A 20,791-nucleotide genomic window follows, 5' to 3' on the forward strand; every position below is an offset into this window, starting at 1 on the left:
TTCCCATTTTGCGGCGATGCGGATAGCTCGACGCACTGTCTCTGCGCCTTTTGGCCTGCTGCCGGTTTTTCGGACACTAGGCTAAGCTAACATAGCTTTCTCCTCGAATTCGACGGGGCTCATGTAGCCCAGTGTCGAGCGCCGTCGCCGGGGATTGTAGAAGCGCTCGATGTAATCGAACACATCGGCCCTGGGCGTCATCCCTCGTCCTGTAGACTTACGGGCTGTCCGCTCGGTTTCCAGCGACAAGAAGAAGCTCCCCATCGCAGCATTATCCCAGACATTGCCCGACCGGCTCATCGAGCAGGTGATGCCGTGATCGGCCATCAGGCGCTGGACCTGTTCGCTCGTATACTGGCTGCCCTGGTCGCTGTGGTGCAGCAGGCTGTCCGGCTTGCCTCGTCTCCAGATCGCCATGATGAGAGCGTCGGTGACGAGCTGAGCCGTCATCTCCGCCTTCATTGCCCAGCCGACGGCACGCCGGGAGAACAGGTCGACGACGGCGGCAACATAGAGCCAACCTTCGGCGGTCCAGATGTAAGTGAAGTCGGCGATCCACTTCTGGTTCGGAGCCGCGGCCTCGAAAGCGCGATCGAGGAGATTATCCGACACTGCCGCTCGCTCGCCGGTGTCTTTTGGCAGCCCACGGCGGCGCGGCCGGGCACGCAGCCCGTTCTCGCGCAGAGCCTCTCGATGCGGTGCAAGCCACAGGATGGATCTTCGGCCAGAACGTCATGCCAGACGCGACGAGCACCATAGGTTCGGTCGCTGTGCTCTTGAAACTGCGATCGATAGCCGTCACCAGCACCTCGTCGTGCCGGGAGCGAGCGCAGGGGCTGCGGTTGAGCCAGGCATGGAAGCCCGACCGAGAGACATCCAGCGCTTCGCACAGCCATGCCACCGGCCAGATGTTCCGGTGCCTCGCAATGAAAGCGAACCTCATAGCGCTTCCCTCGCGAGGAAGGCTGCGGCCTTCCTAAGAAACACCCTCGGCATCGGGCATGGGCGCCAGGGAATATCCGAGCGTCTTGGCTCGACGCTGGAGATTAGCCAACACACGGCCTCGGTGCCGCTCGTCGTAGGCTATGGCGCCAGGATCACAATAGATCATGCCGAACCGCAGGGTGTTATAAAACAGGACCGCGATCTTGCGAGCAGTCGCGGTCACCGCCTTCTGCTTGCCGATCCGTGCTGCGAGACGTCGGTAGAATGCACCGAGCGCCGTATCGCTTCGTCCTAGCGTGACGGCCGCCAACCGCAGCAGTGCTGCTGCCCGACTGGAAGATCGGCGTGTCCGTGATGAGAGTAGCTTGCCACCCGAGACCTTGTTGCCCGGCGCGAGGCAAAGCCAGGATGTGAAGTGCTTTGCGCTCGGCCATGCTTGCAGATCCGCGCCGCATTCCCCGATCAACTTGAGCGCCAGCGAGGGACTGAGACCATGGATTTGGGTCAGGTCAACGCCGAGAACACCGTAAAGCGCAGCTCGAACATCGAAGGATGGCGCATTCACCTGCTTGGTCTTTGTTCTTGCCTTCGGCAGAGCTGGCAGCTGATGTTCACCGCGAACCGTCAGGTCCGAGATGGCCGCCTCCAGCCTGCGGTCACATTCCAGCATCTTCTTCTGGTAGAAGTCATAGAGTTCCAGGGATTGCTTCAGGGCGAACATATGCTCGTCGCGGTCATTGCCAACCAACGATGCACGGATGGTCTCGATCGAGGAATGGCAGCGGACATCGCGAAGGGACGCCAGCGTATCCGGGTCGCGCTCGCCAGCCGCTATCGCCCGGATGATCCGCATTCCCGTTGCACCGGTAATATCCGAGACTACGTGATGAAGTTGCAGGTTCATCTCCATCAGGGCCTTCTGCATATGCTGGATATGAGCGGCAGCGTATTCCACCAACCGCTCACGTTGCCGCAGATAGGCTCGCAGGGTTGCGATCTCCGCCGCCGGCCTGAAGCTCCCCCGAAGCAAGCCGTAGGAATGAAGCTGACGGAGCCATCCTGCATCGCTCACGTCGGTCTTCCGGCCCGGCACGTTCTTGACATATCGGGCATTCACGAGGATCACTTCGAAGCCGTGCTGTTCGAGAATCTCGAAGGCCGGAATCCAATAGACCCCAGTAGATTCGATTGCGACGCTGGTCACGCCGCAAGACTGCAACCAGTCGGCCAGATCATGCAGGTCTTGCGTGAAAGTGCCGAATGCGCGCACCGGCGTGTCGTCACTGTCGGGGTTCACTGCGGCCATATGCATAGTCGAACCAATGTCGACCGCTGCGGCTCCGGGATTGATCATCTTCAGAGCTGGCCTGTTACCGGTGTCGATCTTCATCATAAACATCTCCTCCGTTCAGGTCGGAGGGGCTGGGCCATGCAAGTCCGTCATCTTCCTAACCGGGATCACCGCCGAAGCGGCGTCACCATTCTCAAGTGCGCATCGGCCCATGTGCCACGTTTTTTAACGCGGTCAGACGCCACCAATAAGCCATCGGCAACTACCCTCCGCCTGCAAGACTAGCAGGTGTTTCTACCGCGCACAGGCGGGCCGCGGCCCAGCGACGGTTTTTTAGGATGTCGCGCTCCGCTTTCAGCTTTGCCACTTCCTTGCGCAGCCGGTCAATCTCCTGCTGCTCCGGCTTCATCTGCCCGTGGCCGGGAAACGCATGCTGCGGATCGCCAGACAGATCGCGCACCTATTTGCGCAGCACGTTCTCATGGAGATCAAGGTCACGAGCCGCCTGGGTCACCGCGGCGCTGCGTTCCTTCACCAGCCTCACCGCCTCAAGCTTGAACTCGCGGCTGAACTTCCTTCTCTGCATTCCAACTCTCCAGTCCCGTTAAACACCTTATCTCGGTGTCCACGAAACCGGCAGCAGGCCATTTTACGGTCCCGCCGATGACGGTGTCGGCAAGAGAGGCAGCATTCCATGCGTAGTCAGACATCAAATCTTTGGTCAATATCGTAAGAATGTGTCGGTAGTCGCGGGACCGGCCCGCAACAGTCACGCGGACGCGGCCTGGCCCAATCGTCGGCGGGCACCTTCGAGATCATCTGGGAGTCGCGCTCGATGGCTGGATGACAGCATTCGCGTGGGGCTGAACTACAAGTTCTGACTTCGCTGTTCTGATTGAGGCCCGTCGCCGAAACGTGGCGGGCTTTCGAATTTCTTGGCCAGGGAACTTTCGTTGCGTCTCTCCGTTGTGGCGAGCCAAACACGCTACGGTCGCATGCGCATTGAAGTTGGTCCGGCCAGATGTATAGGACAGTAGCGCGGGAATCTACGACAAGCCGCTGGAGGAAGCTGATCTTGAATTGCGCCAAAATGGCGATGTCATTGTTACAGTCCGTGGGAGCGGCGTGAATTGTCGGAAATCGCTTTACCGATACAAAATCCTTCTCAGCAGGGATGAGGCCGAAAGAGGTGGCGCTGGCGTCCGTCGCTGACAAGAGTTCTCAGCTAACGCGTCCCCCGATTCCTCCTGCTCTCGTGGAACCGGCCAAGGGCGCTGGCCGTTTCTGAACCATGGAATTGTTCCTTGATCGGTTCGGCCATCCCACATGGCTTCCCTTTTCAGTCGTCTCCGGACGGTTGCTTTTGGCCGCAATCCTTGGTGCGCTGGTGGGAGCCGAACGCGAGTGGCGGGATCGTGTGGCAGGGCCGAGGACGCACGTCCTCATCTGTCTATCAGCCTGCGCAATCGCCGTTCTAACGATCGAAATCACACATCTCGATGACTTCAATGGATAGGAAATCAGCATCGATCCGACCCGGCTGTCCTAGGGTCTCCTGCAGATAATACAACCCAAGAAGTGAAATGGAATCGGATAATCTGCTGTCCTTGAAATACTCCGGCGAGGAACATCCTCGACCAAACCCGGCTCGTTATCAAACCAGAAGGCCAGTAATGGACGCCGCCAGCATTCTCACCAAGTTGGGCACCCTCACAGCCCGTCCCTGGGCCTTTCTGATCTTGCTGGTCTACGCCGTTTTATGGCTCATCTTCGAACCGCACAGCCTCAATTGGCACGGCGTCGCCACCCTCGCCACTTGGGCGATGACGCTATTTATCCAGCGAGCAGAGCACCGCGATACCCAGGCGCTTCAGGCCAAGATCGATGAACTGATCCGGTCGAACGGCAGCGCCAGGGATGAGATTACAGAGATCGACCAGAAAGAACCCGAAGAGATCGAGGAACGCAGACGACGGTCGTAGGGATGGGGCTGCTGCTGTCTTCTGCCTACGCCGGCAGGACGAGGGGCTAACGGCGTGCGCGGCATCTGGCATTGGAATCGCACTGGAGCGCGATCACATTTGGCATCAGGTCCGATTCCTTCGGAACGCTTGGCTAGCTCGAATGTTGAGGATGTCCCACCAGAGAGGAGACATCCAGATGGACCACAGCAATCATGTGCGCCTGACCAGCGCCGAGTTAACCCCTGACATACTCGAAGGCGCCACCATCTACGGACCCGATGACGAGGAGATTGGCTCCGTTGATCATGTGCACAGCAGCCAGGTCGTTATCGACGTAGGAGGCTTCCTTGGTATCGGCGCCAAATCCGTCGCTGTCCCGGCTGCCGAGCTGGACTTCATGCGAGATGAGGATGGGGATGTTCACGCAGTGACTTCATGGACGAAAGACCAGCTCGAAGCGATGCCGGAACACAAAGAATGAGGAGCAAAATCATGCCTACGCCTAAGACTGGCGCGCCTGGCACCACCGATCAGAAGCCACGATGGGAAGGTCCGCCGGAAAGCCGGCCCCTGGGATACCTGCCCGCCGAAGACGGCCCTTCCATCGATCGTGACGCTGCTGGAGAGAACCTACAGGACCCCGACAGAAGCGATCCGTCTGACGCGGTCACTACGAAAGACTATCAACCGTCCCGAGAAGATCGCATTCGGACCCGAGCCCATCAGATTTGGGAGGAACGCGGCCGAACCGGCGCTTCGGAAGATCATTGGTACCAAGCCGAACGGGAGATCGACGCCTTGGACCAACGCTCATCGGCAGCACAAGCAACTTCAGGCGCGGGGCCGGCACTGGCGGAGCACTCGAAAGATGCATCACAGCCCGATCCATCCCGTATAAAGAGTGGCCAGTGACGGCGCGGATATCTCGGCGAAGGCTCTTTGCCGAGGAGTCCGTTGTCATCCAGCCGGCTGCAGGTCGCGTCAACTGGGCATGGTGGTATTGGTGACAGGGAAATTTTTCCCGGTTTCCCTTCCTGGCCAACGAGATGGCAGAGAGAGCATCGCCACTCGCCCAATGAGACACCCGCCTACGGAGGCCGGGGCCCGCGCAGTCCAGACTGGTTTGGCGCAGGTGCGGCCAGAGTGGGGGCCCCTCGCACCGTCTTTCCGGCGATCTCGGCCGCTATCAATACCCGCGCAAGGATTAGATATCCGAAGTAATGGCGGTGGAACGCGGCCCTGCGAAATCATTCGGCATGCCGCGTCTCACCGCGCGAGGTTGGGGCTACGAATACGCTCATGCTTGGGATCAATATGTCGTTGCGCCGTGCGAATGCGACCAGGGCCGCGCGCACCGTTTCCGGATCGACCTCGCCCGCGATGCCGGCCTTGCAGGCATTGAGAGCAACGCCATGCGTATGGTTCCTATTGGCGGCCGGCCAATCCTGAAGCAGGGCGTATGCTTCCGTCGTACTCTCGATCCTTGCGGGAAGCCCATTCCGACAAGAAGCGTGACAGGCTCCTCAAAGCGGGCGCGATCCATGTCTTTAACCTCCTTTCTGAAGCGGCTGGAATGCCGGCTGCGCCGGAAAATCCGGTTCCAAGCAGATGTGCCGGTCGCGAGATCATTCTTTGTGCGGCGCCGTGCTGTATCGTTCGACAGCCTGCCTCGGGCAACCTGATTCCCGCCGGCCCGATTTCATTGCTCCTCGGTTTCGATGCCGCGGAGGCTCGGCGCGGCGGCGCCAACGTTTCATGCGCCTTGGCCAGCGCCTCGATCCATGCGGCAACGGCAAGGGGCGCAGGAGCGTGGCCTTCGATCCAGGCCTTTACCTCGCATTCCCGACGGCCAAGCTCGTCCGCAAGATCGGCAGGTTTCCATCTCAGAATTTTCAGACATTGGCGCAATCGCCCCGGAATCATGTCGTGACCTCCCTTCCGCTGGCATTCGGACTCAGGTTTTGTCGGATGCCTGGGAAGCTGCCGAGACATGATGCGCGGCAAGGAACATCAGCGCCGTCGCCGCGATCCGACGGTTCCAGCCGGCCGATTGGGCCATGTCGAGCAATCGGGCCAGCAACGGCTTCAGCGTGCTCCGGTATTCCATCTCGTAGGCCAGAAATTCGCCCGTCGGATGCGTCGGCGGCGGCACGGTTTCGATCCCTGTCATCATGTTCATGGCAAGCTCCCGGGCATTCCCGATCGCTACCCGCCCTCTCGGCGGAGCGGGCAGGTTTTTTCGGGGGCTTCAAAAGTCCATGCCGGCGCCCGTGGGCATGGAGGGTGCGGCTTCCTTCTTCGGCTTCTCGGCCACCATCGCCTCGGTGGTGACGAGCAGGCCGGCGACGGAGGCGGCATCCTCCAGCGCGGTGCGCACCACCTTGGCCGGGTCGATAACGCCCTGCTTGTAGAGGTCGCCATATTCGTTCGTCTGTGCGTTCCAGCCCCAGGCGAACTCTGCCTTCTCGCGCAGCTTGCCGACAATGATGGAGCCTTCGGCGCCAGCGTTCTCGGCGATCTGGCGCACTGGCGTCTCGATGGCCCGGCGAACGATGTCCAGGCCATATTTCTGGTCCGGATTGTCGACCGTGACGCCGTCGAGTGCCTTCACCGCCCTCAGAAGCGCCACGCCGCCGCCGGGCAGGATGCCTTCCTCGACGGCCGCGCGCGTTGCATGCATGGCGTCGTCGACGCGGTCCTTGCGCTCCTTCACCTCCACCTCGGTCGAGCCGCCGACACGGATCACGGCGACGCCGCCCGCGAGCTTGGCAAGGCGCTCCTGCAGCTTCTCGCGGTCGTAGTCGGAGGTGGTCTCCTCGATCTGGGCCTTAATCTGGGCTACGCGGCCCTGGATCTCTTCCTTCTTGCCCGCGCCGTCGACGATGGTGGTGTTCTCCTTCTCGACCACCACCTTCTTGGCGCGGCCGAGCATCTGGAGCGTCACGTTCTCAAGCTTGATGCCGAGATCCTCGCTGATAGCGGTGCCGCCGGTGAGGATGGCGATATCCTCCAGCATGGCCTTGCGGCGGTCGCCGAAGCCCGGAGCCTTGACGGCCGCGACCTTGAGGCCGCCGCGCAGCTTGTTGACGACGAGCGTGGCGAGCGCCTCGCCCTCGACGTCCTCGGCGATGATGAGGAGCGGCTTGGACGACTGCACGACCGCTTCGAGGATGGGAAGCATGGCCTGAAGATTGGAGAGCTTCTTCTCGTGGATGAGCACATAGGGCTCTTCCAGCTCGACGCGCATCTTGTCCTGGTTGGTAATGAAGTAAGGAGAGAGATAGCCGCGGTCGAACTGCATGCCCTCGACCACCTCGAGCTCGGTCTCGGCGGTCTTGGCTTCCTCGACCGTGATGACGCCCTCGTTGCCGACCTTTTCCATCGCTTCCGCAAGGAAGCGGCCAATCTCGGTGTCGCCATTGGCCGAGATCGTGCCGACCTGCGCGATCTCGTCGTTCCTGGTGATCTTGCGGGCGTTCTTCTTCAACTCCCCGACCACCGCGTCGACGGCCTTGTCGATGCCGCGCTTCAGGTCCATCGGGTTCATGCCCGACGCCACGGCCTTCGCGCCCTCTCTGACGATGGCCTGGGCGAGCACGGTCGCGGTCGTGGTGCCGTCGCCGGCCAGGTCGTTGGTCTTCGAGGCAACCTCGCGCACCATCTGCGCGCCCATGTTCTCGAACTTGTCTTCCAGTTCGATCTCCTTGGCGACGGTGACGCCGTCCTTGGTGATGCGCGGCGCGCCGAACGACTTGTCGAGCACGACGTTGCGGCCCTTCGGGCCCAACGTCACTTTCACCGCATTGGCGAGAATGTCGACGCCGCGCAGCATGCGTTCACGAGCGTCTGAATGGAATTTCACTTCCTTGGCAGCCATTGGTTCACTCCTTCAATGGGCAGCTTCATTGACTGATAGAGTTAGAGACGGTCAGGCCGCTTTCTTCAGCGTCGCAGCATTTTCGATCACACCCATCACGTCGGATTCCTTCATGATCAGCAGGTCTTCGCCATCGAGCTTGATCTCGGTACCGGACCATTTGCCGAAGAGGATGCGGTCGCCGGCTTTCACGTCGAGCGGAACGAGCTTGCCACTATCGTCGCGCGCGCCGGAGCCGACGGCGATGACCTCTCCTTCCTGCGGCTTTTCCTTGGCGGTGTCGGGGATGATGATACCGCCGGCCGTCTTCTCATCGGCTTCGACGCGGCGGACCAGGATACGGTCATGCAATGGACGGAACGTCATATCGTTCTCCTTCTGGACAAACAGATTGTGAGAGGTTCCTCCGCTCCGGCCTGGGGAAGGCCGGCGCGGGGCACGCGACCCCTCGCGGGCGTCGCGCGCGTGTGATCTGGTTTTGCCGTTTTTCGATTTCAAGGGGGCTTGGAAAAAATTTTGGCACTCGCCGGAACGGAGTGTTAGCGCCATGAAAACATACGGCTAATTGGGGTCGGTGTCGTGCATTTCCGCTTGAATTTTCCAAACGGCCGAACAAAATTATCCGAAGCTTCGCCATCGGCGAAGCAGGTGGAAACCAGAGCCTAAAAGGGAGTTTTTTGGAAGACGGAGGACCAAGATGGACCGACAGAACCCTACGCCGATCATCCCTGCTCTTGTACCCGAAACATCCGATCCTACGCTTGACCGGCTGCTATCGCCGGCGCGCCATTTCCGGCATCCCGACGACGTGCTCGCCGATGAAACGCTCGACCTTCAGGAAAAGCGGGCGATCCTGTCGTCCTGGGCCTCGGACGCCTGTGCCGTAGAGTCGATGCCGGCGCTTCGCCAGCCGCCGGGCGGCAGCGAGCCTGTTTCCTTCAATCAGATCATGGACGCGCTGAGGCGGCTCGACGAAGAACCGAGGCCATACGTTTACGGCTATTGCGACCGGCCGAACATGGATCGGCTGGATGCCTGACAGAAGAAGGTGAGGAAGCGAATGGCGTCACCGGTAAGCCGGGAATTCCGCCTGCAGATGCAGGGCTACGGCCTGACGACGGCGGAGATCCATTATCACATGCCCGATCATCCGAGCCTTCTGCAGCTCTATGTCTGGCAGGAATACGATCTCGCGCCGGCGTTTCCCGAACTGCGTGGCTTTCTCGATTACTGGGCGCGCGAACTTGACGGCGCGCTGCATTCGGTCCGGGTCGCCCATCACGGGCTGATCGAGCCTTCCGAATGGCGCGCCGTCGACGGCATCATCCCGCTGAACTGAGCGAGGGCTGTTGCGTGGCCCCTTGCGGCAGCCGGAACGCGGGCGCCCCTTTCCGCGGCCGGACAGGCTCGCGCACGATCGCAAGCCCAGCCCTTTCAGCCGCCTTTACGAATGCCCTACGTGCATCGCGGGCGCCGCGCCACCCCTCGAGCGCGTCCCGGCAGGCCCGGCAGGCGGCGCGCCAGCTGCGGCCCCGCGCCCATTTGGGCCACTCCTGATCCAGGCATTCGAGCGCCTCGAAGCTGCTGGCCACCTTGCGCGGAAGGCCGCGAGGTGATTTCAGGATAACAGGTTCGGGAATCGGCATCGCCGCGTCCTCCCGAAGAGTGATGAAAGGGTTCTTCCTCCGGTTGCATAACGTGCCTCGGGTAAGCGACGTTCCACTGGTTGCGCGAAGGGAGAGCAAAACCTCTTGACGCAACGGAAGTGAATTCCCAAATCATTGTCGCCGACGCCAAAGGGGCCGGCAAATGGTCAAGGAGCGCCGCTTCTTGGCGCTCCTCGTACCCATGTTGCTCACAGGAGGATATGGCTATGAGAACCGCATTTGACTTTTCCCCGCTCTACCGTTCGAGCATCGGCTTCGATCGCATTGCCGACCTGCTTGAGAACGCCAGCCGGACGGCAAGTGCCGAAAACTGGCCGCCCTACGACATCACCAAATCCGGCGAGGACGACTACCGCATCACCATGGCGGTGGCCGGGTTCTCTCAGGATGAACTCAGCATCATCCACGAGCCCAACATGCTCGTCGTGGCTGGCGAAAAGGCCAGCGAGGACAATGGCGATTATCTGCATAGGGGCATCGCCGGGCGGCCTTTCGAGCGCCGCTTCGAGCTCGCGGACCACGTGAAGGTGATGGATGCCGGCCTCGCCAACGGCCTGCTTACCATCGATCTCAGACGCGAGCTTCCCGAGGAAATGAAGCCGCGCCGGATCGAGATTGCAACCGCGGACGCGTCGTCCAAGGTGCCGCCGAAGCGGATCGAAGCCGATAAGCAGGCCGCGTGAGGCTATCTCGTTAGGCGCACTTCGCAAGGCGCTGGGCGACAAGCCCGGCGCTGACGGGATGGCATTGTCAATCGAACGAACGAAAGGAGAAGAACAATGAGTGTGCGTGATCTGATTCCTTGGAACCGAAACGAGGGCAACCGGGTTCCGAGCGTCTTCCGTGACAGCGAGCGCGATCCGTTCCTGTCGTTGCATCGAGAGGTGAACCGCCTGTTCGACGAGGTCTTCCGTGGTTTCGGTTCCGGCTTACCGTCGTTGGGCAGCGTCTCCGCCTTCGGCGGCGGCTGGCCGAGCGTCGAGATCTCCAACGGTGAAAGGGAGATCAAGGTGACGGCCGAGGTGCCGGGTCTGGAAGAGAAGGACATCGAAGTGCTGCTCGAGGATGACGGTGTGCTGACGCTGAAAGGCGAAAAGCGCTCCGAGACCGAGGACAAGGACAAGCAGTTCTCCGAACGCTATTACGGCCGCTTCGAGCGTCGCATCCCTGTCGGCTATGAGGTCAAGGAAGACGAGGTCGATGCGCGCTTCAAAAACGGCGTGCTGACCGTGACCTTGCCCAAAACCGAGAAGGCGCAGTCGCAGGTCAAGCGCATCACCATCAAGAACTGACGTTCAGATTGGTTCCGGAAGGCGGCCGGCGCCGCCTTCCGGACCGTCGCAAATTCGATAAGCCCAGCCAAAACATTGGTTGACACCGATGATGATCCGCCGCTCGCGGTCCAACACATACCGAACAACCTCTGGCAATCCTCAGGAACAGATCCTATCAGACATGTTGCTCCATCTGTTCAATCATCAGGCACATCACCGAGGACGGGCTCACGCCCGTCTTTCTATTGTAACAAAGCAAGAACCGCCTCCGCTGGGATTTGCTTATGTCCCAGCGCAGCCTCCCTGCACCGAGCCTCTCCGGGCACTTACGTCTATGGCAGGATTTGCCCGTGGAAAATCCTTCGAACGATCTGGAATATTTCGGGCCTCGTCAACTGAAGCTGATTCGAAAGGTGACCCGGGTGGAATGGAGCGATGCCATGCATTTGCCCCGATCTATCATTCATCATCATCGGTGTCTGGCTATCGACCTGACATTTGCGGGCGGGGCGAATGGAGGCTCATATCATATTTGCAAAACTCTCTGTCGCGGCGTTTCTGGCCGCCGGTTCACTGATACTCTCGATGGGGCCTTCATCGGCCGCAACGCCATACACGCCAGTTGTACCGGGCGCATCCTCATCGCTGGTTATCAACGTTTCTGAAGGGTGCGGCCGGGGATGGCATCGCAACCGATGGGGTGACTGCGTTCGCAATCGGGAAGTCTACCGGGCCTGTCCGCGCGGATGGCACTTGAACCGCCGAGGTTTCTGCGTTCGCAACCGCGGAGTCTATCGAGCATGCCCTCCCCACTATCATCTGAATCGCCAAGGTTTCTGCGTTCCCACCTGGCGCTGATACCTGACCTCCACGGGCATCCACAAACGGACGTCCCGAATGTCGGGGAAACCTAGGAACTTCTATCTCGAATCCATTTTTCGGGTATCATTTTGCAAGTGCGGCGGGCGGTCACCGGCTCCCTCGGCGTTACTGTGGTTCCAGCAAGTTTGGAAGATCCACCGCGCCGTCCGCCTCATCGTGTCCATGTGATGAGGGTCATCGGCATCGTCGCGTCCTCTCGAAGCTGCGGTTCCTCGATCAGCTCCTTGAGAAAATCCGTGTCGTCGCTCTTGGCGATCAGCCCCGGAAGGTCGATCATCGGTTCGGTCATCGTACTCTGCTTCATGGTCGTCGGTCTTCGACAAACCTCAGACTATCGAAAGAGCGCGGTGGCCGCCTCCTACACCACTTCTCGGGACGCTATCCCGATATTTGTCGAGCGGCGCGTATTGGCAGGGATTTTCGTGCGCTCGCCGAGCTTGTCGTTCCATTCAGCAAGTTCGGCCTGCTTGCTTTTCAGGTAAGCTTCCAGGTGTCCGAAAGATGCAAGTCTTTTCTGGTCCTCTAACGCCAGGGAGCGGATGCCTGTCTGATCGATAAACAGTGCTCGCTTGATCTGTCTGCCGCCCGTTTCCTGCATTCCACGCCAGTTCTTGAACGGCTCCGTGACCAGTTTGCGGATCGGCGATGTTGTGACGGTCTTGTCGAAGTTTTGCACCTTTACGGTGTGCAAAGCGATCTCGACAACATCTCCGTCGGCATTCTGTCCCGGCATCTCGATCCAGTAACCCACGCGCACCATATCCGTGGAGGAAATCTGGATGCCTGCCAACAGCGACAACAACGTGTCCTGGAATACCAGGATGGGGACCGCGGCGTGGCGCCAAGGCCTGACAGCAGGATCAGCGGCGATCGGTCTATGAGGGTCGCGATCATCAGCAGCGCCGCGACGAAGGGGGGAGATTGGAATCTAGCCCGATGCCGGTCGAGATCACCAGCGCGGGCGTGACATTTCCAGACGCTCGATGAACCCATGGCGACGCAATTCAGGATCGCGGCCATAGGCGGTATAGGCAAGCACACGGTTTAGCAGCCGCACCAGAACCGCCTTCACAACATAGTTGGCGAAGAGGGCGGCCAGTGCCCGCGCGACAAGGGCAGTCGCAGTGGCGAGAACCGGGAGCATGTCGGAAAGGTCGGGATCATCGTGCGGTCTGCTCAATCTACCTCACAGGCCATGGCGTCGCGTTCGAAACGCCGGGACAATACGCGCATGCGCCTGTCAAGCGCTGCAAGGTCGTCTGAAATTTCACGGATGGCCTGAAGCAGGTCCCCCCGATCGTGGTCTGCGGTGTGGTCCAGCGGGCCGTTTCCATGGCCGGTCAATAGCCAGGTTGGGCTGACGCCGAGAATACCGGCCATCATTGTCAATCGGTTCACACGGGGAGTATCTCGGTCACACTCCCACGCGTTCCAGCTTGACGGAAGAACGCCAAGCTGCTGTGCTGCTTCCTTAGCAGAAATCGCCTTGGCTCCTCGGGCCAGCGATATGCGGCCTCCAAGCGTGTCGTCATAGTGAGGCGCGTTTTGGTCTGCAAACATCGTCAATCTCCAAGTCATTGAATCCAGTAGATGCAAAATTGGTCAGCATGCCGTGCGGACGCAGGGCATGCTGACCGACGAGAAATCGATGAACTCAGGCGTTCTGCAAACTGGCTCTCTCGGAGGAGAGATCTTTCCAGATAGCGACGCACATGCCGAGCAGAACAAGCGCAAACGGCGCGCCGGTCGTCAATGCCGCCGCCTTCAACTCTGAAACGCCGTAGAACATCAGCCCGATGCCCATGCCGGTGGCGAACAGCATGGTGAACCAGCCCGTATAGGAGAAGTCAAGCCTTGCATCCTCACCTCCCAGGCGGATGCTGCCGAGGGGCGTAAAGATCAGGGCAACGCAGAAGATGACGAAGATGTTGCCGGATATGACTAGAAACCGGTCGAACGAGTCAGTTACCGCAGGCCGGAGCCAGCCAAGAAACTCCGTCGTAGGTCCCTGAAAGATCGCGGCGATAAACACAAACAGAACGATGGTCCCGCCGGAGACGAAAAAAACCGGATTGTGTATATCGAGGCCGAATATCTCAATGTTGTCCTGCCCAACCTCGTATTCGGTTTCGCTCGGCAAACTCATCGGCAATCCTTTTTGCTTCCGTCCGAAGGCCAATCCGGACGCTATTCCTCCAGTCAGGGTGATGGCGGGTTATCCCATCCTCGGCGGGGAATGGCAAATTGACGGGACGTAAGCGTAAGTGTGGGGAGAGTGGTGCGCCGTTGGCAGTTGCCTGCTTTAAGGGAAGAGACGCCCTGCCTCCGGTGAGAGGACAGGTGCAAGCTCGATATCGAAGGGCAGGGGCTGCACACAACTATCCACATTCTCCGGCGGTTGCGGTTTTTCGCTGATGATGCAATAGACAGGTGGGTGTTCGCGCAAGGCAGGGTGTGGGCAGGTGATAGCGTTAGTCGGGGCCGCCCCCGCCCCCGCAACCATATTGGCGCTGATGCGCCTCGTGGAAGTGGCCGGTTCTTATTTGAGGCCGCGCTCACCGCTGTGGCTCAAGCGGCTTTGCGAAGTTCTTCGGTGCTATTGCATTCAATCAGCCCACGATGCATCGCAATGATCGTCTTCTCGTAATCGCTCTCCTCAACGACCACTTGCAGGTCAACCTTGCGCATCAAATCGTGGAAGCCGACCGGCTCAATACCTGCGTCGTCGAGCACGGTGATTGTACGGGCGGCGCTACGGGCGCCACTCAAGTCGCGGCCGATCGCCGAGATGACTGCGACCTTGCGGATTGCAATGCGGGCGTGTGGAAATTTCTCCATGAGATTGGCGCTGACGCGCTTGATCGCCTTCATAGACCCTTTGAGAAAATGGGTGATGGTGTTGGCGTTTGAGGTCTTGAATAGGATCCACACCTTGTGGCGCTTCAGCGCTTCGAGAATGCTGGCGTCATAGCCCTTTACGCCGACCATATCCTGTTCGAAGAATTCGAAGGCGTAAACGCCCCTCAGGCCAGTGACGATCTCGACCCCGGTACCATCCGCATCGAGACCGGAGCGGATCAATGTCCCGGAATGATCCGGCTCGAAGGTGTTCTTAACCCTGAGTGGAATATCCGATTGGCGCAGGCTCTTAGCTGCGCTCGGATGAATCGCCTCCATGCCCATGTTGGAGAGTTGGTCGGCGACGTCGTAATTGGTCTCACCGATCACCCGCACCGCATCCTTTCCGACAATCCTGGGATCCGCGGACGAGAGGTGAAACTCCTTATGGATGATAGCCTCACGTGCTTCGGTGACGACCGCGAGACGCGACAGCGTCACCTCGGAATAACCGCGATCGTAAGTCTGCATGAGTGGCGGCAGGCATTGTGCGTAACCGGTAACGATCGGCAGTTCTAGAGCTACGTCGATCTCGGCAAAAGCATGAAGGATCTGGTCATCGAGGCCGCGCTGGGTTTCGTCGCGCCAGCCGGTAAGGTCGACGAAGCGGGCTTTTACGCCGTGCTGGCGCAGAAGCAGCGCCGTGTTGTGGGCGGAGTGCGCCTCACCGAGAGCGGCCAGCATTTCGCGCACAGTCAAGAGATGATGCTCAAGCTGAAAATGGCCGTAGGAGCAAAGCCGCTGAAGGTCGATCAGGCAGGAGCGCACGCCCTCGATCCGCTCGCAGATGAAGGCGTCTGCCGTCGCCAGCGCCGTCGGGTCGGTGAAGATGTCGGCGTTCTTCTCGATCATCCGCTCGCCGACGCGGCTGAGCGCGTCGCCCCAGCTCCAGCCGCTCTCGGCGCTGGCAAAGAGGCTGTAGACGCCCTGCTCGCCGGACTTCTTGTGTTCGAGCAGAAGGTCGGTCATGCCGCCATAAGCGGAGACGACGAAGATGCGGTAGTAGAGATCAGTGCCTTTTCGTCCGCCGATCAGGACATTGTCGAGGAGGGCTTCGGTGCGCGACATCGACGTGCCACCGATCTTCTCGACGGAATGGCTCTTCATTTTGGTATTCCTTTCACGGCCTGGCCCGCCAGGGCAAATCGGGTCGGGATTGGGTGCCCAGACTAGGCGAGGCCGCCGCGCTCGATGGCGATCGGCGCCTCCGGCGCGCGAGCACCGAGGAATTCCGGCCGCCGCTTCGCTGCAGCGAAGGGTCGCTGTGGGCGGTTCGACCAGGCGTTGAACACAAAGAAGGCGTTGGAACGGGGAAATGGCGTGATGTTACCATTCGACCCGTGCAGCGTGTTGCAGTCGAACAGGATCACCGTGCCCGCCTTGCCTGCGGCGTAGTTGATCCCGTGCTTTTCCGCCATGCGTGTCAGCGTCTCGTTCGACGGCACACCCACTTCCTGCTTTTTGAGCGAGGTCTTGTGGTTGTCGTCGGGCGTTGCGCCGGCGCAACGCACGAACGTTCTGTGGGATCCGGGCATCAGCATGAGCGGTCCGTTCAGCGCGTCGTTGTCGGTAAGCAGGATCGAGGCGGAGATGGCGCGCATGCGAGGCATGCCGTCTTCGGCATGCCAGGTCTCGAAATCCGAATGCCAGTAGAACTCCTTGCCGGTGAACCCCGGCTTGTAGTTCAGACGCGACTGATGGATGTAGAGCTCGTCACCGAGCAGGAAGCGGATAACACCGGCGATGCGCGCATCGCGTGCCAGACGATCGAAGACCTCGCTCTGCTTTTCGAGCTGGAAGACGGTGCGGATCTCATCGGAACCCGGTTCGGTAATGACGCTGTCGGGCGTTAGGCGCTTGCCGCCACCGCGGATGGCATCAAGTTCGTTCCTCAGGATGGCAAGCTCGCCCGACGAGAAAATATTTTCAAGCATGATATAGCCTTCACGCTCGAAGGCATCGGCCTGGGCACGCGTCAATGGCGCTGCGGCGTTCCAGTCCGACCAGACTACCGGATCATGGCGTTCGCTCCAGCTCTCGTCCTCGGCGGATCGGGTCGGATAAAGGTCCTTGATGTTTTCTCTGAGTGCCTGTGTCATTGTTTCTCCATTCTCATTCCGGGGCGTTCGGGGTGGGTGAAAAAGCGTCAGACGGTTTCCGGCATCGGCGCGTACGAGCCGTCTTCTCGGTGCACTTCGTTGCCGGTGACCGGGGGGTTGAAGCAGCAGGCCATGACCATTTCCTGGCCTGGTTTGGTACGCAGCGTGTGCCGGTCGTGTTTGTCGAGGGCGTACATGACACCGGGACGGATCTCGTGGATTTCTCCCGTCGTATGGTCCTCGATCGTACCTTCGCCCGAGATGCAGTAGACGCTCTCGAAATGATGCTTGTACTCAAACGTGTTGACACTATCGGCGAAGATGCGGGTGATGTGAAACGAAAAGCCCATTTTGTCTCCGGCAAGCAGCAGCCGGGTCGAGTCCCATCCCCTGGTCTTGACGAGGCGTTCGCCCTTGCGGGCGTCTTCGAGATTGCGGACGATCATTCCTCTTTCCTCTTACTCTGCGGCGATCAGGGTTTCGTTGTCGAAGACTTCGGCAAAGGCGCTTTCCATGATGGCGATGCCTGCATCGAACTGGTCCATACAGATCGTCAGTGGGGCCAATACCTTGACCACCTCGTCATTCGGGCCGGAAGTCTCGATGATCACGCCTTCGCGAAAGCAGGCGGCGCAAACCGCCGCGGCGTGCTTCCCCGTGCGCACATCGATGCCCTGCATCATGCCGCGACCCTTGACCGAAAGGCTATGACGCTTGGCGATTGCTTCGAGACGGCTGGCGAGATGGTGGGCTTTGTCCTGGACCTCGTTCTGAAAAGCCTTGTCTTTCCAGTATTTCACCAGCGCTACCCGGGCGGTGACGAAGGCGTGATTGTTACCGCGAAAGGTGCCGTTGTGCTCGGCCGGTGACCAGATGTCGTGTTCCGGCTTCATCAGCGTAATGCCGAAGGGCAGCCCCATGCCGGAAAGTGATTTCGCCATAGTGATGATATCGGGCGAAAGGCCCATCTCCTCGAAGGAAAAGAAAGTGCCGGTGCGGCCGCAGCCCGCCTGGATATCATCGAGAACAAAAAGGGTGCCATGTTTGCGGGCGATCGCCTCGATCCTGCGTAGCCAATCGGCCGAGGCGGCATTGAGACCACCTTCGCCCTGCACCGTCTCGACAACGATTGCCGCTGGCGCATCGACGCCACTGCCGGGATCGGAGAGTTCCTTGTCGAGCATCGCGGCCGTATCGGCCTCTGGGCCGAAATAGCCGTCATAGGGTGCGCGGTGGACGCCGCCGAGCGGTAGCCCGGCTCCGCCGCGATGGCCGCCATTGCCGGTGGCGGCGAGTGAACCGAGGGTAACGCCGTGGAAGCCGTTCGTGAAGGCGATGACAGTCTGGCGGCCGGTCACCTTGCGGGCGAGTTTCAGCGCCGCCTCGACGGCGTTGGTGCCGGTTGGGCCGGTGAACTGGATGCGATAATCCATGCCGCGCGGCTTCAGCACGATCTCCTCGAACGCCTCCAGGAATCGTTCCTTCGCGACCGTGAACATGTCGAGCCCATGCGCGATGCCGTCAGCGCCAATATAATCGACGAGCGCCTGCTTCATGTCGGGATCGTTATGTCCGTAATTGAGTGTCGAGCAGCCGGCGAGGAAATCCGTGTAGGCGCGGCCGTCCGTGCTGTAGATCGTTGCGCCCGTCGCCTTGCCGAAAACGCGGGGGAAGTTGCGCGAATAGCTGCGCACCTGGCTTTCGATCCGCTCGAACGTATTCCTGCCGCCGGCGGCAACGCCGTCAGTGTGTGTCATGATTTTTCTCCGGTTGGTGTCGTATTGAATCAGGCTGCGACTTTTATCGCGGCCCGGTCGACATCGAAGGGGCCAATCGTCACCAGATGCTCGGTCTGATGATGGCCATCGAAATGTGTCTCTTCCTCGAAATGCGCCGACCGTGCCAGGTCGGCATCGAGCGACTGCGCGATCTTATGGAAAAGCGACCACGACGCGTCGTTGTCGTCCGTGATGGTTGTATTGATGTGGCTTATGTCACGGCATGTATCGCGTTCCAGGATATCGCGAACAAGGCGCTTGCCGAGGCTATTGCCGCGGGCATCCTCGCGCACGCAGACCTGCCAGACAAAGAGGCGTTCAGGATGGTCTGGCGGGATATAACCGGAAACCCAGCCGATGATCTTGCCGTTCCGCTCAGCAAGCGCACAGGTGGAAGCGAAATGGCTGCACTGCAGGAGATTGCAGTACATGGAATTCTCGTCGAGCGTGTCTGCCGCCTTTACGAGTCGCCAGACCTTGGACCCGTCCTCTTCACTGGGCATTCGAATGGTAATGTCGTCGTTCTGTTCCGTGGAACGCCTGGCGGCGATCTCCGTCGGAGGCATGTTCCTCTCCTTTCCGATTGCCGGAAACTTAGCTATTACGAACTAAGTGTCAACCGGCGTACCGCCACATTTCTGAGGAAGGATCAGGGTAATCGGCTGATAGAAAAAGGTATTTCCCCGCTCAAATTTCTTGACGGGAGAAATATGCATCTTGATCGGTGTCCGAATCATTCGATGGCCAAATACATTCGGAAACTGCGAGATATGAACCGATATGGACATCATTCGCTTCGGCATGCAGAAGGCTTAGGGTAGATTTCGAAGTTGGGTTACAGCCTTGGACGACCGGACGAAAACGATCCTGACCGCGATGCGTAAGGTTCTGCGTGTCGCTCAAGCCAACAGCAAGGCGCTGATCCGCGAGACCGGGCTGACGCCGTCGCAACTTATCTTCCTGCAGATGCTGGACGACGGCCATGAAAAGACGGCCGGGGTGATTGCGACCCGCATGGGCATCACCCAGGCGACGACGACAGCTTTGACCCACAAGCTTGAGGCTCTTGGATTTGTGACGCGACGCAGGGGCGAAACCGACCGGCGTCAGGTGTGGCTGACGCTCAGTGACAAGGGGCGGGCAGTGCTGGCAATTGCCCCGGATGGCGTGCACACACGTTTTCACCAGCGCTTCATTCAACTCAAGGATTGGGAGCAGGCAATGCTGATCGCCTCGCTTGAGCGGGTTGCCGATATGCTCGGTCCCGAGGATCTGGATGCCGAGACACTCGCCGAGGGGGTGGAAAACGCGTTGGAACTCCCTAGCTTTCGGATTGAGGGGAACTGACATTCACGGCTTATCTGGTTAGCCGAAGCATGTCACAAATTGGCGGGAGCGAATAATTCCAAGGCGACTATGGCATCTCAATCCGAGTACAGTCTCTGGCGAGGAACGCCAGGACCACGGACGCTCTGCTCAGCGATCCCGAGCGAGAAATTGATGCCAGGTTCTCCTTCCATGAGGGAGGGTTGCGTCCTGCCCGAAGCCGACATAGCCATGTCCGGCGCACAATCGTCAGAGGAGTCTCAGGGAGTACCGCATGACCTATTATGAGGTCTTTGGCCGCGTGGGAGGAGCAATCCTGTTGCTTGTCACTTTTTGCTCACCGGCATTGGCTTGGCAGACAAGCCTTCAATTTGGAGCCCGTGCATCCATTCCAGCCCGTGTCGATAGCCTTGAAGGGCCGCCTGTCAGGTTAAAGCCCAGCGGTGATACTGTCGAAGTCAAGAACTGTACACGTTCCCCTCTGCCCGACTGCAAAATCAGTTGGGAGGGACGCCATGTTTGGATCAGTGCAGCGTGGCTGGAGGGCGTGGATATGACATTTGCGTCGCAAACCCCGATCCGTGCTCACCCATCCCGATCTGCGAACTTGAAGGGGATAATACCAGCGTCCAGCATCGTGCTCGTCCACGAATGCAAGGTAGGCTGGTGCAAAGTCTCCTGGGAAGCCGAGAAGGGTTGGGTCGATCGGGATGATCTTTATATGAACATCAATACAGATGGTGATCGGTAAGCAACGAATGATTGGCGGCAAGCTTGTTACCCTCCCAGC

Annotated in this window: 26 protein-coding genes and 4 pseudogenes; 14 read left to right on the forward strand and 16 right to left on the reverse strand. The window is 59.7% G+C overall.

What is annotated here, in order from left to right:
* Nucleotides 1–81: 81 nt before the first annotated feature.
* The 3 genes and pseudogenes from RBH77_RS04495 to RBH77_RS04505 all read right to left on the reverse strand — a co-directional run.
* Nucleotides 82–976: pseudogene (locus tag RBH77_RS04495) on the reverse strand (IS3 family transposase); the annotation flags it as partial.
* Nucleotides 977–2,338 carry an IS110 family RNA-guided transposase gene (locus tag RBH77_RS04500; protein WP_311030949.1) on the reverse strand — a complete coding sequence of 454 codons (1,362 nt, stop codon included), beginning with the start codon at nucleotides 2,336–2,338 and terminating at the stop codon, nucleotides 977–979.
* Nucleotides 2,339–2,558: 220 nt separating this feature from the next.
* A pseudogene (locus RBH77_RS04505) lies at nucleotides 2,559–2,822 on the reverse strand (transposase); the annotation flags it as partial.
* A 705-nt stretch (nucleotides 2,823–3,527) separates the two neighbouring features.
* On the opposite strand from RBH77_RS04505, the gene RBH77_RS23975 reads away from it, so the two are divergent.
* The 6 genes and pseudogenes from RBH77_RS23975 (at nucleotide 3,528) to RBH77_RS24060 (ending at nucleotide 5,882) form a co-directional block, all read left to right on the forward strand.
* A complete protein-coding gene (locus tag RBH77_RS23975) occupies nucleotides 3,528–3,752 on the forward strand; it encodes an MgtC/SapB family protein (protein WP_371832836.1) in 225 nt (74 codons plus the stop codon).
* A 157-nt stretch (nucleotides 3,753–3,909) separates the two neighbouring features.
* The gene (locus tag RBH77_RS04510; protein ID WP_311030950.1) at nucleotides 3,910–4,218 is read left to right on the forward strand and encodes a low affinity iron permease family protein; all 309 of its coding nucleotides are present in this window, start codon (nucleotides 3,910–3,912) and stop codon (nucleotides 4,216–4,218) included.
* A gap of 178 nt (nucleotides 4,219–4,396) precedes the next feature.
* On the forward strand, nucleotides 4,397–4,681 hold the full coding sequence (locus tag RBH77_RS04515; RefSeq protein ID WP_311030951.1) for a PRC-barrel domain containing protein: 285 nt from the start codon (nucleotides 4,397–4,399) through the stop codon (nucleotides 4,679–4,681).
* 11 nt (nucleotides 4,682–4,692) lie between these two features.
* Nucleotides 4,693–4,878, forward strand: a pseudogene (locus RBH77_RS04520) (hypothetical protein); the annotation flags it as partial.
* A gap of 48 nt (nucleotides 4,879–4,926) precedes the next feature.
* A complete protein-coding gene (locus RBH77_RS04525; protein WP_311032428.1) occupies nucleotides 4,927–5,112 on the forward strand; it encodes a DUF2934 domain-containing protein in 186 nt (61 codons plus the stop codon).
* A gap of 308 nt (nucleotides 5,113–5,420) precedes the next feature.
* Nucleotides 5,421–5,882 carry a hypothetical protein gene (locus RBH77_RS24060; protein ID WP_442920460.1) on the forward strand — a complete coding sequence of 154 codons (462 nt, stop codon included), beginning with the start codon at nucleotides 5,421–5,423 and terminating at the stop codon, nucleotides 5,880–5,882.
* 272 nt (nucleotides 5,883–6,154) lie between these two features.
* Here the strand turns inward: RBH77_RS24060 and RBH77_RS04535 are convergent, their stop codons facing one another.
* The 3 genes from RBH77_RS04535 to groES form a co-directional block, all read right to left on the reverse strand.
* Nucleotides 6,155–6,379: a hypothetical protein gene (locus RBH77_RS04535; protein WP_311030952.1), complete on the reverse strand. Its 225-nt coding sequence runs from the start codon at nucleotides 6,377–6,379 to the stop codon at nucleotides 6,155–6,157.
* A 69-nt stretch (nucleotides 6,380–6,448) separates the two neighbouring features.
* Nucleotides 6,449–8,077: a chaperonin GroEL gene (groL, locus tag RBH77_RS04540; protein WP_311030953.1), complete on the reverse strand. Its 1,629-nt coding sequence runs from the start codon at nucleotides 8,075–8,077 to the stop codon at nucleotides 6,449–6,451.
* A 51-nt stretch (nucleotides 8,078–8,128) separates the two neighbouring features.
* The gene (gene groES / locus RBH77_RS04545) at nucleotides 8,129–8,443 is read right to left on the reverse strand and encodes a co-chaperone GroES (RefSeq protein WP_311030954.1); all 315 of its coding nucleotides are present in this window, start codon (nucleotides 8,441–8,443) and stop codon (nucleotides 8,129–8,131) included.
* A 331-nt stretch (nucleotides 8,444–8,774) separates the two neighbouring features.
* On the opposite strand from groES, the gene RBH77_RS04550 reads away from it, so the two are divergent.
* Entirely contained in the window at nucleotides 8,775–9,116 is a 342-nt protein-coding gene (locus RBH77_RS04550) for a hypothetical protein (RefSeq protein ID WP_311030955.1), read from the forward strand.
* Between the two features lie 21 nt (nucleotides 9,117–9,137).
* A complete protein-coding gene (locus RBH77_RS04555) occupies nucleotides 9,138–9,416 on the forward strand; it encodes an usg protein (protein ID WP_311030956.1) in 279 nt (92 codons plus the stop codon).
* Here RBH77_RS04555 and RBH77_RS04560 read toward each other — a convergent pair.
* On the reverse strand, nucleotides 9,400–9,723 hold the full coding sequence (locus RBH77_RS04560; RefSeq protein ID WP_311030957.1) for a DUF982 domain-containing protein: 324 nt from the start codon (nucleotides 9,721–9,723) through the stop codon (nucleotides 9,400–9,402). The two genes, RBH77_RS04555 and RBH77_RS04560, sit on opposite strands and share 17 nt — an antisense overlap.
* Before the next feature lie 227 nt (nucleotides 9,724–9,950).
* Between RBH77_RS04560 and RBH77_RS04565 the strand changes: the two genes are divergently transcribed.
* The 4 genes from RBH77_RS04565 to RBH77_RS23980 all read left to right on the forward strand — a co-directional run bounded on the left by RBH77_RS04565 (nucleotide 9,951) and on the right by RBH77_RS23980 (nucleotide 11,876).
* A complete protein-coding gene (locus RBH77_RS04565; RefSeq protein ID WP_311030958.1) occupies nucleotides 9,951–10,427 on the forward strand; it encodes an Hsp20 family protein in 477 nt (158 codons plus the stop codon).
* Nucleotides 10,428–10,523: 96 nt separating this feature from the next.
* A complete protein-coding gene (locus tag RBH77_RS04570; RefSeq protein ID WP_311030959.1) occupies nucleotides 10,524–11,036 on the forward strand; it encodes an Hsp20/alpha crystallin family protein in 513 nt (170 codons plus the stop codon).
* Between the two features lie 266 nt (nucleotides 11,037–11,302).
* A complete protein-coding gene (locus tag RBH77_RS04575) occupies nucleotides 11,303–11,683 on the forward strand; it encodes a hypothetical protein (RefSeq protein ID WP_311030960.1) in 381 nt (126 codons plus the stop codon).
* The gene (locus RBH77_RS23980) at nucleotides 11,604–11,876 is read left to right on the forward strand and encodes a GCG_CRPN prefix-to-repeats domain-containing protein (protein ID WP_371832867.1); all 273 of its coding nucleotides are present in this window, start codon (nucleotides 11,604–11,606) and stop codon (nucleotides 11,874–11,876) included. The genes RBH77_RS04575 and RBH77_RS23980 overlap by 80 nt, the downstream gene beginning before the upstream one ends.
* 175 nt (nucleotides 11,877–12,051) lie before the next feature.
* Here the strand turns inward: RBH77_RS23980 and RBH77_RS04580 are convergent, their stop codons facing one another.
* The 9 genes and pseudogenes from RBH77_RS04580 to ectA form a co-directional block, all read right to left on the reverse strand.
* On the reverse strand, nucleotides 12,052–12,204 hold the full coding sequence (locus RBH77_RS04580; protein ID WP_311030961.1) for a hypothetical protein: 153 nt from the start codon (nucleotides 12,202–12,204) through the stop codon (nucleotides 12,052–12,054).
* Nucleotides 12,205–12,282: 78 nt separating this feature from the next.
* A pseudogene (locus RBH77_RS04585) lies at nucleotides 12,283–13,044 on the reverse strand (mechanosensitive ion channel family protein); the annotation flags it as partial.
* 32 nt (nucleotides 13,045–13,076) lie between these two features.
* Nucleotides 13,077–13,460, reverse strand: a complete 384-nt coding sequence (locus RBH77_RS04595; RefSeq protein WP_311030963.1) for a transcriptional regulator — start codon at nucleotides 13,458–13,460, stop codon at nucleotides 13,077–13,079.
* Nucleotides 13,461–13,554: 94 nt separating this feature from the next.
* Nucleotides 13,555–14,046, reverse strand: a complete 492-nt coding sequence (locus tag RBH77_RS04600; RefSeq protein ID WP_311030964.1) for a BCCT family transporter — start codon at nucleotides 14,044–14,046, stop codon at nucleotides 13,555–13,557.
* 422 nt (nucleotides 14,047–14,468) lie between these two features.
* On the reverse strand, nucleotides 14,469–15,905 hold the full coding sequence (locus tag RBH77_RS04605) for an aspartate kinase (protein ID WP_311030965.1): 1,437 nt from the start codon (nucleotides 15,903–15,905) through the stop codon (nucleotides 14,469–14,471).
* Nucleotides 15,906–15,967: 62 nt separating this feature from the next.
* Complete coding sequence (gene thpD, locus RBH77_RS04610; protein ID WP_311030966.1) at nucleotides 15,968–16,897, reverse strand: ectoine hydroxylase; 930 nt, start codon at nucleotides 16,895–16,897, stop codon at nucleotides 15,968–15,970.
* A gap of 47 nt (nucleotides 16,898–16,944) precedes the next feature.
* Complete coding sequence (locus RBH77_RS04615) at nucleotides 16,945–17,343, reverse strand: ectoine synthase (RefSeq protein ID WP_311030967.1); 399 nt, start codon at nucleotides 17,341–17,343, stop codon at nucleotides 16,945–16,947.
* A 12-nt stretch (nucleotides 17,344–17,355) separates the two neighbouring features.
* Nucleotides 17,356–18,654, reverse strand: a complete 1,299-nt coding sequence (gene ectB / locus RBH77_RS04620) for a diaminobutyrate--2-oxoglutarate transaminase (protein WP_311030968.1) — start codon at nucleotides 18,652–18,654, stop codon at nucleotides 17,356–17,358.
* Between the two features lie 29 nt (nucleotides 18,655–18,683).
* Nucleotides 18,684–19,241 (reverse strand): diaminobutyrate acetyltransferase, encoded by a 558-nt coding sequence (gene ectA, locus RBH77_RS04625; RefSeq protein ID WP_311030969.1) that lies wholly within the window; start codon nucleotides 19,239–19,241, stop codon nucleotides 18,684–18,686.
* Nucleotides 19,242–19,518: 277 nt separating this feature from the next.
* Between ectA and RBH77_RS04630 the strand changes: the two genes are divergently transcribed.
* Together RBH77_RS04630 and RBH77_RS04635 are read left to right on the forward strand one after the other, a co-directional pair.
* Nucleotides 19,519–20,022, forward strand: a complete 504-nt coding sequence (locus RBH77_RS04630) for a MarR family winged helix-turn-helix transcriptional regulator (protein ID WP_311030970.1) — start codon at nucleotides 19,519–19,521, stop codon at nucleotides 20,020–20,022.
* Between the two features lie 253 nt (nucleotides 20,023–20,275).
* On the forward strand, nucleotides 20,276–20,752 hold the full coding sequence (locus RBH77_RS04635; RefSeq protein ID WP_311030971.1) for an SH3 domain-containing protein: 477 nt from the start codon (nucleotides 20,276–20,278) through the stop codon (nucleotides 20,750–20,752).
* Nucleotides 20,753–20,791: the final 39 nt, after the last annotated feature.

The organism is Mesorhizobium koreense (assembly GCF_031656215.1).
In the GTDB taxonomy this organism is placed as follows: domain Bacteria; phylum Pseudomonadota; class Alphaproteobacteria; order Rhizobiales; family Rhizobiaceae; genus Mesorhizobium_L; species Mesorhizobium_L koreense.

Excerpts from the sequence above, each read along its gene's own strand:
- RBH77_RS04500 (WP_311030949.1), bottom strand. The coding sequence starts at position 2,338 with ATGATGAAGATCGACACCGGTAACAGGCCAGCTCTGAAGATGATCAAT.
- RBH77_RS23975 (WP_371832836.1), top strand. The coding sequence starts at position 3,528 with ATGGAATTGTTCCTTGATCGGTTCGGCCATCCCACATGGCTTCCCTTT.
- RBH77_RS04510 (WP_311030950.1), top strand. The coding sequence starts at position 3,910 with ATGGACGCCGCCAGCATTCTCACCAAGTTGGGCACCCTCACAGCCCGT.
- RBH77_RS04515 (WP_311030951.1), top strand. The coding sequence starts at position 4,397 with ATGGACCACAGCAATCATGTGCGCCTGACCAGCGCCGAGTTAACCCCT.
- RBH77_RS24060 (WP_442920460.1), top strand. The coding sequence starts at position 5,421 with ATGGCGGTGGAACGCGGCCCTGCGAAATCATTCGGCATGCCGCGTCTC.
- RBH77_RS04535 (WP_311030952.1), bottom strand. The coding sequence starts at position 6,379 with ATGAACATGATGACAGGGATCGAAACCGTGCCGCCGCCGACGCATCCG.
- groL (WP_311030953.1), bottom strand. The coding sequence starts at position 8,077 with ATGGCTGCCAAGGAAGTGAAATTCCATTCAGACGCTCGTGAACGCATG.
- groES (WP_311030954.1), bottom strand. The coding sequence starts at position 8,443 with ATGACGTTCCGTCCATTGCATGACCGTATCCTGGTCCGCCGCGTCGAA.
- RBH77_RS04550 (WP_311030955.1), top strand. The coding sequence starts at position 8,775 with ATGGACCGACAGAACCCTACGCCGATCATCCCTGCTCTTGTACCCGAA.
- RBH77_RS04555 (WP_311030956.1), top strand. The coding sequence starts at position 9,138 with ATGGCGTCACCGGTAAGCCGGGAATTCCGCCTGCAGATGCAGGGCTAC.
- RBH77_RS04560 (WP_311030957.1), bottom strand. The coding sequence starts at position 9,723 with ATGCCGATTCCCGAACCTGTTATCCTGAAATCACCTCGCGGCCTTCCG.
- RBH77_RS04565 (WP_311030958.1), top strand. The coding sequence starts at position 9,951 with ATGAGAACCGCATTTGACTTTTCCCCGCTCTACCGTTCGAGCATCGGC.
- RBH77_RS04570 (WP_311030959.1), top strand. The coding sequence starts at position 10,524 with ATGAGTGTGCGTGATCTGATTCCTTGGAACCGAAACGAGGGCAACCGG.
- RBH77_RS04575 (WP_311030960.1), top strand. The coding sequence starts at position 11,303 with ATGTCCCAGCGCAGCCTCCCTGCACCGAGCCTCTCCGGGCACTTACGT.
- RBH77_RS23980 (WP_371832867.1), top strand. The coding sequence starts at position 11,604 with ATGGGGCCTTCATCGGCCGCAACGCCATACACGCCAGTTGTACCGGGC.
- RBH77_RS04580 (WP_311030961.1), bottom strand. The coding sequence starts at position 12,204 with ATGAAGCAGAGTACGATGACCGAACCGATGATCGACCTTCCGGGGCTG.
- RBH77_RS04595 (WP_311030963.1), bottom strand. The coding sequence starts at position 13,460 with ATGTTTGCAGACCAAAACGCGCCTCACTATGACGACACGCTTGGAGGC.
- RBH77_RS04600 (WP_311030964.1), bottom strand. The coding sequence starts at position 14,046 with ATGAGTTTGCCGAGCGAAACCGAATACGAGGTTGGGCAGGACAACATT.
- RBH77_RS04605 (WP_311030965.1), bottom strand. The coding sequence starts at position 15,905 with ATGAAGAGCCATTCCGTCGAGAAGATCGGTGGCACGTCGATGTCGCGC.
- thpD (WP_311030966.1), bottom strand. The coding sequence starts at position 16,897 with ATGACACAGGCACTCAGAGAAAACATCAAGGACCTTTATCCGACCCGA.
- RBH77_RS04615 (WP_311030967.1), bottom strand. The coding sequence starts at position 17,343 with ATGATCGTCCGCAATCTCGAAGACGCCCGCAAGGGCGAACGCCTCGTC.
- ectB (WP_311030968.1), bottom strand. The coding sequence starts at position 18,654 with ATGACACACACTGACGGCGTTGCCGCCGGCGGCAGGAATACGTTCGAG.
- ectA (WP_311030969.1), bottom strand. The coding sequence starts at position 19,241 with ATGCCTCCGACGGAGATCGCCGCCAGGCGTTCCACGGAACAGAACGAC.
- RBH77_RS04635 (WP_311030971.1), top strand. The coding sequence starts at position 20,276 with ATGACCTATTATGAGGTCTTTGGCCGCGTGGGAGGAGCAATCCTGTTG.